This is a genomic window from Providencia sp. M-27 (assembly GCF_011077905.1).
Taxonomy (GTDB): Bacteria; Pseudomonadota; Gammaproteobacteria; order Enterobacterales; family Enterobacteriaceae; genus Providencia; species Providencia huaxiensis.
The window spans coordinates 1-14,412 of sequence record NZ_JAALBT010000007.1; the positions used below are offsets into that span (position 1 = coordinate 1).

The 14,412-nt window shown below is 37.1% G+C and carries 12 protein-coding genes and 1 rRNA gene; 7 read left to right on the forward strand and 6 right to left on the reverse strand.

Annotation, left to right across the window (positions count from 1 at the left end):
• Positions 1 to 94, forward strand: a 5S ribosomal RNA gene (gene rrf, locus G6Q48_RS11430); the annotation flags it as partial.
• A 1,249-nt stretch (positions 95 to 1,343) separates the two neighbouring features.
• Here the strand turns inward: rrf and idi are convergent.
• The 4 genes from idi to G6Q48_RS11450 form a co-directional block, all read right to left on the reverse strand.
• The gene (idi, locus tag G6Q48_RS11435; RefSeq protein ID WP_166266544.1) at positions 1,344 to 1,859 is read right to left on the reverse strand and encodes an isopentenyl-diphosphate Delta-isomerase; all 516 of its coding nucleotides are present in this window, start codon (positions 1,857 to 1,859) and stop codon (positions 1,344 to 1,346) included.
• Positions 1,860 to 2,002: 143 nt separating this feature from the next.
• A complete protein-coding gene (narL, locus tag G6Q48_RS11440) occupies positions 2,003 to 2,659 on the reverse strand; it encodes a two-component system response regulator NarL (protein ID WP_102140311.1) in 657 nt (218 codons plus the stop codon).
• A gap of 18 nt (positions 2,660 to 2,677) precedes the next feature.
• Positions 2,678 to 4,435 (reverse strand): nitrate/nitrite two-component system sensor histidine kinase NarX, encoded by a 1,758-nt coding sequence (narX, locus tag G6Q48_RS11445; RefSeq protein ID WP_102140310.1) that lies wholly within the window; start codon positions 4,433 to 4,435, stop codon positions 2,678 to 2,680.
• 373 nt (positions 4,436 to 4,808) lie between these two features.
• On the reverse strand, positions 4,809 to 5,723 hold the full coding sequence (locus G6Q48_RS11450) for a DUF808 domain-containing protein (RefSeq protein ID WP_166266546.1): 915 nt from the start codon (positions 5,721 to 5,723) through the stop codon (positions 4,809 to 4,811).
• A 295-nt stretch (positions 5,724 to 6,018) separates the two neighbouring features.
• Here G6Q48_RS11450 and G6Q48_RS11455 point away from each other — a divergent pair, with 295 nt between their 5' ends.
• On the forward strand, positions 6,019 to 7,005 hold the full coding sequence (locus G6Q48_RS11455) for a glycosyltransferase (protein WP_102140308.1): 987 nt from the start codon (positions 6,019 to 6,021) through the stop codon (positions 7,003 to 7,005).
• 44 nt (positions 7,006 to 7,049) lie between these two features.
• Here the strand turns inward: G6Q48_RS11455 and uriH are convergent, their stop codons facing one another.
• Positions 7,050 to 7,994 carry a uridine-preferring nucleoside hydrolase UriH gene (uriH, locus tag G6Q48_RS11460; RefSeq protein ID WP_166266548.1) on the reverse strand — a complete coding sequence of 315 codons (945 nt, stop codon included), beginning with the start codon at positions 7,992 to 7,994 and terminating at the stop codon, positions 7,050 to 7,052.
• Between the two features lie 265 nt (positions 7,995 to 8,259).
• On the opposite strand from uriH, the gene G6Q48_RS11465 reads away from it, so the two are divergent.
• The 5 genes from G6Q48_RS11465 (at position 8,260) to G6Q48_RS11485 (ending at position 13,441) form a co-directional block, all read left to right on the forward strand.
• Positions 8,260 to 9,003, forward strand: a complete 744-nt coding sequence (locus G6Q48_RS11465; RefSeq protein ID WP_166266550.1) for a helix-turn-helix transcriptional regulator — start codon at positions 8,260 to 8,262, stop codon at positions 9,001 to 9,003.
• Between the two features lie 323 nt (positions 9,004 to 9,326).
• On the forward strand, positions 9,327 to 10,631 hold the full coding sequence (locus G6Q48_RS11470) for an NAD(P)/FAD-dependent oxidoreductase (protein ID WP_166266552.1): 1,305 nt from the start codon (positions 9,327 to 9,329) through the stop codon (positions 10,629 to 10,631).
• Between the two features lie 49 nt (positions 10,632 to 10,680).
• Positions 10,681 to 11,049: a cupin domain-containing protein gene (locus tag G6Q48_RS11475; protein ID WP_102140304.1), complete on the forward strand. Its 369-nt coding sequence runs from the start codon at positions 10,681 to 10,683 to the stop codon at positions 11,047 to 11,049.
• 28 nt (positions 11,050 to 11,077) lie between these two features.
• The gene (locus G6Q48_RS11480; protein WP_102140303.1) at positions 11,078 to 12,571 is read left to right on the forward strand and encodes an aldehyde dehydrogenase family protein; all 1,494 of its coding nucleotides are present in this window, start codon (positions 11,078 to 11,080) and stop codon (positions 12,569 to 12,571) included.
• Between the two features lie 126 nt (positions 12,572 to 12,697).
• Positions 12,698 to 13,441 carry an SDR family oxidoreductase gene (locus tag G6Q48_RS11485; protein WP_102140302.1) on the forward strand — a complete coding sequence of 248 codons (744 nt, stop codon included), beginning with the start codon at positions 12,698 to 12,700 and terminating at the stop codon, positions 13,439 to 13,441.
• Positions 13,442 to 13,449: 8 nt separating this feature from the next.
• On the opposite strand, the gene G6Q48_RS11490 is transcribed toward G6Q48_RS11485, so the two are convergent.
• Positions 13,450 to 14,112, reverse strand: a complete 663-nt coding sequence (locus G6Q48_RS11490) for a LuxR C-terminal-related transcriptional regulator (RefSeq protein WP_166266788.1) — start codon at positions 14,110 to 14,112, stop codon at positions 13,450 to 13,452.
• Positions 14,113 to 14,412 lie beyond the last annotated feature (300 nt).

The following is a 14,412-nucleotide window of genomic DNA, read 5'->3' on the forward strand; positions in this document are numbered from 1 at the left end:
TCCCACCTGACCCCATGCCGAACTCAGCAGTGAAACGCCGTAGCGCCGATGGTAGTGTGGGGTCTCCCCATGTGAGAGTAGGGAACTGCCAGACATTAAATTAGTGAAGAAGCCACCCATTGGGTGGCTTTTTTGCGTTTGGGGATAGGGGATATCCCCGGTATTGTGCTAACATGCTAACTATCTTATGTTTTTTCTCTTTTCTCTTTTCTCTTTTCTTTTTTTTATTTCTTTATTCCTGTATTTCTTACGCTATCCCTCCCCTTTTCATCTCTTTGGCTTATGGAAAGCCATTAATATATCTTTACCGCTGATCGTGGTGAATAGAATTGTTGGAACTAAAGTAGTAAGTAACAGCCCACTTATTTCTTAATTAAGTACAGGTAAGTCAATAAAATCAAACGGATATAGTGTATTGATGATTATCTATTACTCCAGGGAATGTAACTGCTTGAGCTAAAGTAGTAAGTAACAGCTCACGTATTTTTTAATTAAGTGCAGGTAAGTCAATAAAATCAAATGGATATAGTGTATTGATGATTATCTATTACTCCAGAGAATGTAATCACTTGAGCCAAAGTAGTAAGTAACAACTCACTTGTTGAGGTGGGACGATGGCTGCTGGTGATGGTAGTGGGGTGGGGAGCTAGGAGGAGCAATGGAAGAAAAGCGGTTGTATTGGCGTGATGAATGGATATTTTGGACGCAAAGTAGTGAATAACAACTCACAGGTTATTTTGTGGAAAAGAGAATTTTAAGAATATCACGTGAGTACTGTGGACTGGGTGTTTTTCCATCACGGTGATGAATGACATCGCTTGAGCCAAAGTAGTAAGTAACAACTCACTTGTTTCTTAACTAAGTATAGTTAATTTCAATAAAATCAAATAAGTATATTGAGTCGACAATTATCCATTGCTGGGGTGAATGTAATTGCTTGTGGTAAAGCAGTAAGTAACAACTCACTTGTTATGGAAATATAAAAATATAGCTGGAAGGAAAGTAATAGAATGTAGAAAATAAGGTGGTAGTAATTTTCTAACTGATTAATTTTTATATAAAAATATGAGTTAGATTTATTGATAAAGAGAGTGGGTTAAATAAAAATTATCAATTATATTTATTGTTGAAGATAGGGCGGGAGAAAATATTAATTAATCTAACTTAAACTTAAACTTAAACTTAAACTTAAACTTAAATCAATACTATTACTAAGTGGAGTTTAATAATATTACGTTTATTACTTGAATATTTATAATGCTACAAATAGATATAAATATTCTTCATAATTAAAAATGAAGATTAGAAAGTTAAATTATTCATAAAAATGTTATAAAACATATTTATTTAAAATCTAATAAAGGAAATTCTTCTAGTATCTTTTTGAACCACGGTGTGAAAATTTCAGGAGTAAGAACGATCTCTTGTTTTAATTGAGGAAGGCTTACCCACCTTGTAGATGAGACTTCTTCTCTATTTGGTTGAATATATTGGTTATAATAACCAATAAAAATATGGTCATACTCATGTTCAATTAAGCCTCCCTGAACATCTGCTTTATAAATTAAGGAACCTATGTGCGTCAATGGAGTGACAAAACCTAATTCCTCTTGAAGCCTACGTTCAGCAGCTTTCTGAGTATCTTCATTTGGTCTAGGATGACTGCAGCAAGAATTTGCCCATTGTCCCGCTGAATGATACTTATGAAAAGCACGTTGTTGAATTAGTAGCTCATTTTTCTCATTAAAGATAAATACTGAGAATGCTCGATGTAAGTGACCGAGCTGATGTGCCAATAGCTTTGGCATAACCCCAATAGGTTGGTCATGCTCATCGACTAAAATTAATTCATCTTCCATTTATATTATTTTCCGTCATTAAATGATTGCTTTAGTTTAGTATAATTAAAAATATAAGTTTGCATATTAGAGCTGTTTAATTATAAATATAATTATTTTTAACTCACAGCTATCATAAGGTGATATAGCTGTGAGAGTAAAAATTATTTTTGTTGTAAAACCCAAACTGCAGCTTCAACTCTTGATTTTAAATTGAGTTTTTTTAGTAAATGTTTAACATGTACTTTTACTGTGCTTTCTGCAATATCGAGTTTACGAGCTATCATTTTATTTGATAAACCTTGAGAGATCAGTTCTAAAATATCGGCTTCTCTTGGTGTCAATGAAGCAATATTATTATCATCCTGTGTGGTGTTATCTCTTAGTGATTCAGCAAGCACAGATGCTAATGTTGGGCTGACAACTAACTTACCGCTTGCAGCTTCTTTAAGGGCTACGATAAGCTCTTCAGGCTCCATATCTTTTAGTAAATAACCATCGGCACCTCTTTTTAGTGCATTGACTAAATCATCACTATAATTAGAAACGGTAAAAAGAATAATTCTACCTGATAGTTCTCGCTTCCTAAGTTCATCGAGAGTTTCAAAACCATTCATGCCTGGCATGTTGAGGTCAAGTAAGATAAGGTCAGGATCTTGCTCTTCAGCGATCTGTATGCCAGTTTTACCATCTCCAGCTTCACCGATAACTTGCAATGAAGACTCCAAACTAATCAATTGTTTGACTCCATTTCTTAGCATCGGATGATCATCAATAAGTAGAATGGTTGATTTTTCGTTCACTATATTTGTATTTTCCATAGATGATTTTCCGGTATGTTAAGCGTCAGATAAAGGGAAGGTAACTTTTACCTCTGTTCCACCTTGAGGCCTAGGTGTAATACAACAATTTCCATTAAGGCTTAATGCTCTTTCTCTCATAATAATAAGCCCATAATGGTTAAGTTTATCAGTATTTGACGTGATCCCTGTACCATCGTCAGTAACTGTAATGGTAACAATACCATCATACTGGTTTAATGAAACCTCAGCCCACTTTGCATTAGCGTGTTTTAAAATATTAGTTAATGCTTCTCGGACTATTTGTATTATATGAATAGATTGATGCGGTGAAATACTTTTCGCGGGTAGGTCGTAATTTAAGCCTATTGTATACCCTGTGCGTTCACTAAATTCACTAATAGTACTTTCTAATGAGGGAAGTAAACCCGGTTCCATTAATTTAAGCCTAAATGTAGTTAATAATTCTCTTAACTGGCTATATGCGGTATTAATCTCGCTACGCATTTCTGTTAACAGTTGTTGAGGTTTTTCTGGTAATGGCTCTGGCTGTAATTGCAGATAGCTAATTTGCATTTTTAAACAAGATAAAGATTGAGCAATCGAGTCATGAAGTTCACGCGCAATTGCAGAGCGCTCATCCATGATAAGTAACTGTTGCTGTTGTTCTATCTGGTGCTCCATGGCTAACATACCAGAGATTTGTTTAGCTAAAACAGAAACGAGGCTATTTTGTTCATCTGAAAGTATTTGGTTATCTTCAATCTCTCCAATAATAATGCCATAACGATGCATATTGTCTGATAAATCCCACTGTAAGCTGAGCGGTTTTTCGATTGAAGCTTGTTGTTCTAGCTGCGTTGTATTCACTTCTGATAACCCGGTTGAATGGCAGCATATTTCGTGAAAATATGTTTCGTTGCTTTCTTCATACAACCGTAAACTGAGATTTTTGAGTATGGTAATATTTTCTAGTTCAATAAGGACTTTTTGTAATCGCAAGTAGAGAGGATCTGATGAATGAAGGATTTGGCTTGATTGATATAAGTATGATAACACTTTATTTTTTGTGATTAAGTCTGCAGTTTTCTCTGCAACCCTTTCTTCAAGCTGATGATAACTTAGCGCTAATTCATCCGACATTTGGTTCAGAGTTTCTCCTAGCGCATTTAATTCATCTTGCCTATTATTTTTAGGGTAGCGTTGGCTAAAATCTTTTCGTCCAATCGCATTGACCATTGATAATAATTTAACCCATGGGTAATAAATTTTTTTTCTCAGGTGCCAGATAGTTCCCATCAGTAATAAGAATACTAAACTGATAAAAATCAGTTGTGTCATGGCAACATAAGCAATCTTTCTTTCCGTTTTCTCATCAATGTTATGAACTAATTCATCTAGTTTACTTACAAATGATATAACTTCGTATCTTGCATCATTAGGGGCATTTGCTTCCATTAATGAGGGTTTCAAGATATGTAGCCAGTAATTGTAGAGTTCATCAAATTGAGGCGTTAAATTTTCGATCTTTACAACTTGAGTCAGTTCTGGACTGATGAGGTCAGATTCTAATGCATCGAGATAACGCTGATTCTGGGTATTTAAAGGGACTAGAGAAAGTAATCTGTAGCTCTGCATTCGTAGTGAACCTGATTTATTTATTGCATGAGCATTACCTTGCACACTTATAATCATTCGATTGGAAATCGTCATCCCAATAATTCCTAAGATCGCAATAAGTAGCATTAGGCCGATCACTTGGTTAATGATTGAAAATCGACGATACAGCGTGGGCATGTGTCACTTCCTTAAAAAGTCGTGCTAGTGAACTTAAAATGCATACTTCTAGTATTGTTCATAAAGGTTTGAATATTAAATATACTACTTTGGTAGTAATTTTTGGGATTTATAACAGAATAGTAAATAGAAAATAAAATTTTCCGTTGAGTTTTATCGTGTTATTTATTGATATATAAGATTAAATTTTATTTTTCTGTGAGTGAATTTACGTATTATAGCGTAAATTAAAGATGAGTTTCTTTTGATTTAGATCAGTTTAAATATCGAAGTAAATCAATATGTAAACTAATATATATCGAAGGTGTTTTTGATAATCATATCAATGGTAGAAAGAAGGGGGTGCCCTAATGGATAGGGCTACCTTTTTGTTTTAAGCTTTTTTTAATTTTTTGAATAGTGAGATTATCGCAACAAGGATTAGACCTGTTACTAGCCCAAAAAATAAATTAATTATAGTTGGTAGGATAAACTGCATAGTACTACCAATGATCGGTGTTAAGGTTGCAGTAAACGATATTTCGGTAATCCATTCTGAAATATAGCTGATACCGTGGGTTAGAATACCACCACCGACCATAAACATCGCGGCAGTCCCTACAACAGATAATGTTTTCATCAGATAAGGGGTTGCATAAATCAATGAATTACCAAATTTTTTTAATAAAGATGAAGTTTTCTTCTGTAAATAAAAGCCTAAGTCATCTAATTTGACAATCCCTGCAACTAAGCCATATACACCGATAGTCATTACGATAGCAATGATAGAGAGTACGGCCACTTGGTTGATAAAAGTGGTAGTGGAAACAATGCCTAGTGTGATAGCAATGATTTCGGCTGATAAAACAAAATCAGTACGAATAGCCCCTTTGATTTTTTTACTTTCAAATTCCTTAAGTTGTTCTTCTGATAACTGTAACTGGTTTTGGGAAACAGTATTTTTTACTTTAGAATGCAAGAGCTTATGAGTTATTTTTTCTGCGCCTTCAAAACAAAGGTAGGCCCCACCAATCATAAGTAGTGGTGTGATGGCCCAAGGAATAAAGGCACTGATTAATAACGCTAAAGGAACAAGTATTAATTTATTAATAAATGACCCTTTAGCGACGGACCAAACAACAGGGATCTCCCTATCTGCACGAACACCTGTGACTTGCTGGGCATTTAGCGCGAGGTCATCACCTAAAACTCCAGAGGTTTTTTTGGCTGCCATTTTAGTCATGACGGAAACATCGTCTAGTACAGCGGCAATATCATCAAGTAAGGTGAGTAAGCTACTTCCAGCCACAAGGTTATCCTCAATATTTTTTTAAGGTGTCATTAATGTTTATTAGGTCAGTTAATGGATAATTAGTTCACTATAACATAAGCCATATTTACAAATAAGATAATCTCACTGCAGTTGAAAAGTCTGAATTTTGAATTATTAAATTTTTATGACAATGGAACCAATATGATTTTTTCGTTTCTAAACTATTAATTTTAGTAAAATAACATACAGTTATCTACTATCTTACTTTATGTTTGGTTTAATTATTTAGTTTATAAATAATTTTTAATAGATTGGTATAGGGTTATAATACATGTCTTCTCAGCCAGTTTTGAGTATTGTCGTTGCTGTATATAACGGTGAAAAATTTTTACCTCAGTTCTTTGATAGCTTAATCGCACAAAAATTAGAAAATTGGGAACTGATTGTTGTAAATGATGGCTCTAAAGATAAAAGTGAAGACATCATTAAGTCTTATGCAGATAAATTTGTACATTTGAAAGTGCTTTATCAAGAAAACCAAGGTGTCTCAGTTGCTCGCAATACAGGGATGGTTGAGGCCACCGGGAAATACATTACATTCCCTGATATTGATGATGAAATTAGCTCACAAATGTATGGGCGCTTATTAGAAATCGCATTATCAAATAATCTCGATGTTGCAACCTGTAATGGGACTTATGTTTACACTAATGGTGATGCCCCAAAGGCAATTTTTCCACCGAATAAAGTCCCGTCAACTGGTGTCATTTCAGGCCCTGAATGGCTTGAAATTGGCTTAAGCTCTCGCAAGTTTTTGCATGTAACTTGGCTGAATTTATATCGTTTAGACATGTTGCGCGAACACAAGTTTTTCTTTGAACCCAAATTACATCACCAAGACATTCCTTGGACAACAGAAGTGTTGCTCGTGGCAAAGCGCGTGCAATTCATCAATGAACAATACTATCGATATTTAATCCATAACCAATCTGTTTCTCACTCATTGAGTGGTGATGAACGTTCAGTCCGTAAGATAAAAACCTATTTGAAAATTATTGATATGCTGTTAAATATTTACCAGCGTTATCCTGAACAAGTTAAACAAGCACCGGCTTGTCTATGGCAGGTAGGAAAAGAAGGCTTAGGGGTGATTCAAGCGCTATTAGCTATCAAATCACCAGATGTACAGAAAGAAATGGTACAACTATTTTTTGATAAGGGTTATTGGCAAATTGTGTGGGCACATGCAACTACAGTAAAATTAAAATGGCGATTAATTAGGCGCTACACAAAGCTAAAAGAAATTATCAAATCATAATTTGCGGAAAAGGTAGCTATTCTTATAGGCTACCTTTTTTGTTTCTATTTTGCTAATTGCTTTAGAGAGGCAATAAACATATCCCATAACTGTGGGTTATCTAACTTTGTCGCAACTTGTGTGTGGCAATCTGCTTTAGCGGGGTGGCGAAAGTCAGTCACCGTCATACCCGTTGTTAAAGCGCCCTGTAGTTCGATATCAATCGGGGCTTTAATCGTTTCCATTATGGATGGGTCGATAACATAAGCAACAGCACATAGGTCATGAACAGGGGCATGGTCGGTATAGCCATTACGTCTGCGGTAACCAGCAGTGTAGTAATTTAGGGACTCAACAACAAAATCACTTACAGGTGTGTTTAACGCAGCAATTGTTTCCATTATTTGGTCGTCTGGCCTTGCTTGGTGTGTAAGGTCTAGCCCAATCATAGTGATAGGCCAAGTTTCATTAAATACGATATGAGCCGCCTCAGGGTCTATAAGGATATTGAACTCAGCGACTGCAGTACGGTTACCTGTATGGTAGCCTCCTCCCATTAATACCACTTCTTTGACTAACTCTACAATTTCAGGTGCTTTTCTTACTGCCAAAGCAATATTTGTGAGGCCTCCAATCGGGACGAGAGTCACCGTTTTAGGGGGATGTGACTTTAGCGTATCAATAATCAAGTCAACAGCATGGCGCGGATCAATAGGTAATTTAGGTTCGGGGAGGTGAGTGCCGTCAAGGCCTGTTGTACCGTGAACTTCTGGGGCTGTCTGAATGGTTCTCACGAGTGGTCGAGAGCAACCCGCAGCGATAGGGATATTATTTGCACTAACGAATTCCATAATTGCGCGTGCATTATGAGTGACTTTATCTAAAGTTTGGTTTCCAACGACAGTCGTTACCGCAAGTAACTCTATATTTGAATTGCCTAATGCTAAGAAAATTGCCATTGCATCATCATGGCCAGGGTCACAATCGATAATAATTTTATTTTTAGACATTATTTCTCCTTTTCTTAGGTTATTTACTTTTGATTAACATAATATAGGGATGAATTTATTTTTATGTGACGTAAGTTCTATTTTCATGAATGCTAATGTAATGAAACTATTCATTAGGGTAACTAATGAGGAGTGATGTGATTAACATATTAATAACAATCGTGTTGAGTTTATAAAGATAATGTGTTCTTTATGTAGTTTTAAGCAATATAAATGAAACCGCCTAGAGGGTTTTTATTAACGAGTTAATGATTGAGGAGGCAGAGTGGAGAACTATCTAGAAAGATTACCTGATGTTATTGATTCTGTTGCAACTAATCAGTTTTACCCTAATTTATTATCATGGTTGTCTTCACTTATTGCATTCGATAATGCGATTGTTTACTCCTTTGAAAAAGGAGCGCCACCCCGATTTCTTTCCAAAGTAGAGCGCCGTAATAGCGATAGTATTAACAGAATCTATCAACGAGGTGCTTATTTAATGGACCCATTCTACCAAGAAATCCAAAGAGGAGGCGCTTCCAAAGTGTTAACACTAAAAGAACTCGCACCTAAAGGATTTTATCATACGGACTATTATCTCAATTTTTATCGCAAAACGGGGTGGTGTGATGAGGCTGGGCTGTTATTAGATATTTCAGATGATAGGCAATTAGGTATTTTTTTTGGTAATGAAGATAGGCCTTTTTTCTTGGAAAAATATACACAAGCGCCACTTAAAGATGCCTTCGATATCATTCGTAGTATGGTCAAACTTCATAAAGATATTTCTCCTTCTTCGGTGTCGAATCACTACCAAAATATCGATATGCAAACACGATTTGGCCTGACCCCCAGAGAGTGTGAAGTTGTTGAGTTAATTTTAGCGGGTAAAGGCTCACCACAAATTGCACAGGCGCTTTTCATTAGTTTAGGGACAGTGAAAAATCACCGTAAGAATATCTATCAAAAGTTAAGTATTAACTCACAAGTCGAATTATTTAACTTATTAATGAATAGGCTGAGTTAAGTACAAATTATCGTAATATATTGATTTAATATGGTTTTATGGGGTGCTGTCTTTTTTGTTATTACGTTATTTTTTTTGATTTTGTCTAGATGGTCTTAATGAACTAAAATTAATAAACAATATTGTTAATATGAGAATGGTTTGTTAATTGGTTGATTTTTTTGGTTGTTTAATATTTTTTGTGAATTTCGTTACTATTTAAATATTCTACTTGGCTCACATTTGTTAACTTTATGTTTCGAATGTCCCTAAAGGGCTATGTAATTGTTAATGTAAGGTTAAGATAATCGGGTTATCGAAAGATACTAAATAGGGTATCCATAATGAATAACCAAGTAGAATCATTGACTTACTATGCTGCAACTAAGAAGTATGACTTACGTTTTCCGACATTAAAGGAAGATCTTGATGTTGATGTCGTGATCATCGGTGGCGGCTTCTCCGGGATCCATACCGCACTAGAGCTATGTGAGAAAGGGATCACCAATATTGCTATTTTGGAAGGGCGTCATCTTGGCTATGGTGGTTCAGGGCGAAATGGCGGCCAAGTGATGGCAGGCATTGGTCATGATATCGATGCAATTAAAAAATATGTTGGGCCAGAGGGTTTAGAAACGATTTTTAAACTCAGTAATATGGGCGCGGGGATCATGCGTGATCGCATCGCTAAATATGATATTGATGCAGACTTTTGCCGTGGTTACGCATACTTAGGAAGCAACAAGCGCCAAGAAAAGACCTTACGTAACTGGTTAAAAGACTTCAAGTCAGTTGATCCTGATGAAGAAATTGAATTTTACAGTGGTTCAGAACTAAAACAGATTATTGGTTCCGATGCTTATACCTGTGGTATCAAGCACATGGGTGGTGGCCATGTCCACTCATTGAATTTATTATTGGGTGAAGCGAAAGCGATTAGTGAAATATATGGCGCTAAAATATTTGAAAATAGCCAAGTATTAAATGTGGAGTATGGTAATACCATCAAAGTTAGAACTGCGATGGGAACAGTTAAAGCACAGAAAATGCTATGGGCTTGTGACTCATTTCTAAATGGTCTTGAGCCGACGCTTTATCCTAAAACCATTAATACTTACGCATATCAATTAATGACTGAAGAATTGCCTGATGAATTAATTGAGCAAATTAGCCCAATCCGTGGTGCTTATAGTGATATTCGCCCCGTTATAGATTACTACCGAGTAACGAATGAAAATCGCTTATTATTCGGTAGTTCAACGCATTTTCTTGAATACATTCCATCTGATCTTAAAGCATGGAATCGTAATTTAATGCTAAAAGTCTTTCCTTACCTCAAAGATGTCAAAATTGAACTAGCTTGGGGTGGACCGATGGCATGTAGTGCAAATTTATTTCCACAAATTGGCTCATTACCACAACATAAAAATGTGTTTTATGCACAGGGCTATTCAGGTTTTGGTGTTACGCCTAGCCAGATTGTGTGCAAAGTCTTGGCTGAAGGGATGGTAGAAGGTTCTCATCGTTATGACTTAATGAGTTCTATCCCGCACGCCAATATTATTGGTAAAGATAGCATGCGTAATGTGATTGTTTCACTGGCAAAAATAATGCATCAGACATCCGGTTATTGGCAAGGTCGCCGCTAATTCGTTATCCACTTAACTAGTTTATTTAAATCGATTAAAGGTAAAAATTATGATCAGTCCATTACTGTTAAACAAACCACTGCCAGAACTATTAAATATTGGTAGTGTGACAAACTTAGGTTCTGTGGTTGTTGAAGGCGACCCTCAAGCGAGTGTTGCGATGATCCACGGTGAACCAACGGATAACCTGACCTGCGGTATTTTTGCTTGTACTAAAGGTAAGTTTAAAATGGTATATCCATTTGATGAAATGGCGACAGTTCACGAAGGTTCGGTGAAGTTAACGGATGTGAAAACCGGTGTGACGGTTGAATACCATAAAGGCGATACATGGTTTGCTGCGAAAGGTACTGAAGTTTTATGGGAAATTGAAACACCACGCTTCGTAAAACACTACTTAGCTTGTGTAAATGCCTAATTAATTTCTATTTAGTGGAGTGATAACAATGAGCGAGTTAAGCCTATTACCAGAAGTCAGTGAGTTTTTGAAGCGCCAGCACGGTCATTTTATCAACGGGTTACCGGTTTCTGGCAAGGGCGATACTTTTTTTGATGTTGTTAACCCAGCCACAGAACAGGTTATCGCGAAAGTAAAAGAAGGGACCTTAGCGGAAGTGGATGCCGCAATGAATGCAGCTCATACTGCGTTTAAAGGGGTTTGGGCAAATACCACACCAATGGAAAGAGGGAATTGCTTAAACCGCCTTGCTGACTTGCTTGAAAAGCACCTTGAAGAGTTAGCCCAGTTAGAGACGTTATGTTCAGGCAAAACCATTCAATTATCTCGTTTTCTTGAAGTGGGGTCATCTGCGCAGTTCTTGCGTTATTTTGCTGGTTGGGCGACAAAAATCAGCGGGGAAACGTTGAATGTTTCATTGCCTTCTTTTAATGGTGAGAAATATTCTGCATTTACCCAGCGTGAACCCGTTGGTGTTGTAGCTGGTATCATTCCTTGGAACTTTTCTATTATGATTTCCATTTGGAAATTAGCCGCGGCTTTAACATGCGGTTGTACGATTGTGTTGAAACCAAGTGAATTTACGCCACTAACTATGCTCAGAGTGGTGGAATTAGCAAAAGAGGCAGGGATCCCTGACGGTGTCATTAATATCGTGAATGGCGGTGGTCGTGAGGTTGGGCCCGCACTGATCCATCATCCGCTTTGTTCTAAAGTGACATTTACGGGGTCTGTACCGACTGGGCTGGCGGTAGGGCGTTCAGCGATGGAAGGTAAATTAACCCGAGTCACACTTGAACTTGGTGGGAAAAACGGCGCAGCATTCTTAGCTGACCTCTCGGTTGAAAAAATTGTTAATGGGATTATTGAAGCGGGATATCTAAATCAAGGACAAATTTGCGCAGCTGCTGAGCGGTTCTATATTCCCTCTAAATTGATGGATGAAGTATTAGCGGAACTAAAAACACGTTTGTCTGCGATGAAAGTGGGTTCTCCATTAGATGAAACAACCGAGATGGGGCCGCTGGCAAATAAAGCGCATTATGAAAAAATCTTAGCTTTGTTTGAAAAGGCTCGCGAAGAGGGTAGTGAAATTATTTATGGTGGCCAGCCAGTTGCAGGTGCTGGGTATTTTGTGCCTCCAACCATTATTCGTGCTAATAGCCCGGATGATGTATTGATGAAAGAGGAAACATTTGGGCCAATAGGGACTTTCTTGAGTTACGATGATGAAGAAGAACTTATTGAGATGATGAATAGCACTCCGTTTGGTTTAGCTGCGAGTTTATGGACAAATGATCTCAGTAAAGCAATGCGCATGATTTCACGCATTGAAGCGGGAACCGTATGGGTGAATATGCATACTTTCCTTGACCCCGCAGTGCCATTTGGTGGCATTAAGTCATCAGGTATTGGTCGTGAATTTGGTAGTGCCTTTATTGAGTATTACACAGAGTTAAAATCTGTCATGGTGCGTTATTAGTGTTCGATTTATATTTAATTAATCAACATTTCCCGGCCACCGTGCCGGGTTTTTTGTATTTTATAGCTATCGTTGCTTATTCGTGGTTATGATGAAAGCTCGTTATTATTCATTATGGGTAACAGTATGAAGAAAGTGTTGATTACAGGTGCTAGCCGAGGGATTGGTCGAGCTACAGCGATTAAATTGGGCAGCCTTGGTATGCATGTACTGATTAACTATAAAAATCACCAGCAAGCGGCTGATGAAGTTGTGCAAGAGATTCAATCTGCGGGGGGGATTGCAAATGCACTGCAATGTGATATCAGTGATGAAAATGATGTTGTTAAATTATTTGCAACCATCAAAGAACAATATGGTGACTTAGATTACTTAGTGAATAATGCCGGAATTTTATTTCAGCAGTGTCGTACAGAGATGCTGACTGCAGAGCGCATTAATCAGGTATTAGCCACGAATGTCACCGGATTACTGATTTGTTGTCGGGAGTTTATTAAACACGCCTACCATTTTAATCAATTCAAAGATAAAGCCATTGTGAATGTTTCATCTGCAGCTGCGCGTTTAGGTGCTGCAGGGGAATATATTGATTATGCCGCTTCTAAAGGCGCTGTAGATTCAATTACAAAAGGGTTATCACTTGAGCTTGCAGAAGTAGGAATACGTGTTAATGGCGTTCGACCCGGCTATATTTATACTCAAATGCACAAAGATGGCGGTGAGGAAGGTCGAGTTGACCGTGTTGCTTCGCAATTACCGATGAAAAGAGGGGGAGAACCACATGAGATTGCTGAAATCATCGTATGGCTGTTAAGTGGTGCATCTTCTTATGTTACAGGTTCAATTATTGATGCGGCGGGTGGCCGTTAGATTCATTATCATTTTTCTTGGCGAATGATAAACCCTGATGATACAAGCTCGGTGCGGTTTGTCACATTCGCTTTAGTGAAGATATTGCGTAAGTGAGTCTTCACTGTTGATAGTGAAACTCCCAATAATAAGGCAATTCGCTTATTACTTGCGCCTTCCCGTACTAAATGGATGATTTCTTGTTCTTTAGGGGTATAAGACACTAGCGAGTCGGGTAACACATCGAATGTCATTAGTTCAGCGACAGGCAAGATAGCATTTAATCGCATGATTTCTTGTTGGCTAAATGGGCTGTCTCGCAGTACCGAAATCCCCGCAATAATTTTATTTTTACGGCGAATAAATATTTCAGCCATATCAGTCATATTATTTGGCCGCATGAAATCATGGAAAAAAGCTTGATTTTGCTGGCATATTTCAGGGGCCATTCTCACTAAGCGTAAGTCATCACCGCGAAAATGGTCAGGGTGCAATGGGTCAAATTGGTGAAAGTAAGCGAGATACTCTTCGTGCATTTTTGCCGGGATCCCATGAAGAACATAGTTACCTGGCTGGCAATGATCATTCACGAGGTAATACACCAAAGCAGAAACTGGAATAATATGTGCAATGGTATTTAGGCAGCAATCAATTAATGTTTGTTGATGAGGCTCGAATAATGGTGAATTCATCATATTCCCTTGTGTATTAATCGAATTATTATCATGCCCCTTAATGTCATTAACATAAAGCAAATATATTAATAACGTGAGGTTGATAGCAGTATTTAAAACGCATAAAAACTCCACAAATATTGATTGGTAGCTTTTTGGTATCTTTAGAGGATTGTTTATTAATATATTAATGAGTTAATTGATTGCTACATATTGATATTACTTTAATTATTTTTATTTCCTCTCAAAGTGTGGGTACTTTTCGTGAGTTAAATTTTATTTCCCCTCTCTCTAGGTATCGTTCTTTAGAACGATAGC

Bases quoted from the DNA above. Each gene is read 5' to 3' on its own strand.
- idi (WP_166266544.1), bottom strand. From the start codon at position 1,859: ATGGAAGATGAATTAATTTTAGTCGATGAGCATGACCAACCTATTGGG.
- narL (WP_102140311.1), bottom strand. From the start codon at position 2,659: ATGGAAAATACAAATATAGTGAACGAAAAATCAACCATTCTACTTATT.
- narX (WP_102140310.1), bottom strand. From the start codon at position 4,435: ATGCCCACGCTGTATCGTCGATTTTCAATCATTAACCAAGTGATCGGC.
- G6Q48_RS11455 (WP_102140308.1), top strand. From the start codon at position 6,019: ATGTCTTCTCAGCCAGTTTTGAGTATTGTCGTTGCTGTATATAACGGT.
- uriH (WP_166266548.1), bottom strand. From the start codon at position 7,994: ATGTCTAAAAATAAAATTATTATCGATTGTGACCCTGGCCATGATGAT.
- G6Q48_RS11470 (WP_166266552.1), top strand. From the start codon at position 9,327: ATGAATAACCAAGTAGAATCATTGACTTACTATGCTGCAACTAAGAAG.
- G6Q48_RS11475 (WP_102140304.1), top strand. From the start codon at position 10,681: ATGATCAGTCCATTACTGTTAAACAAACCACTGCCAGAACTATTAAAT.
- G6Q48_RS11480 (WP_102140303.1), top strand. From the start codon at position 11,078: ATGAGCGAGTTAAGCCTATTACCAGAAGTCAGTGAGTTTTTGAAGCGC.
- G6Q48_RS11485 (WP_102140302.1), top strand. From the start codon at position 12,698: ATGAAGAAAGTGTTGATTACAGGTGCTAGCCGAGGGATTGGTCGAGCT.
- G6Q48_RS11490 (WP_166266788.1), bottom strand. From the start codon at position 14,112: ATGAATTCACCATTATTCGAGCCTCATCAACAAACATTAATTGATTGC.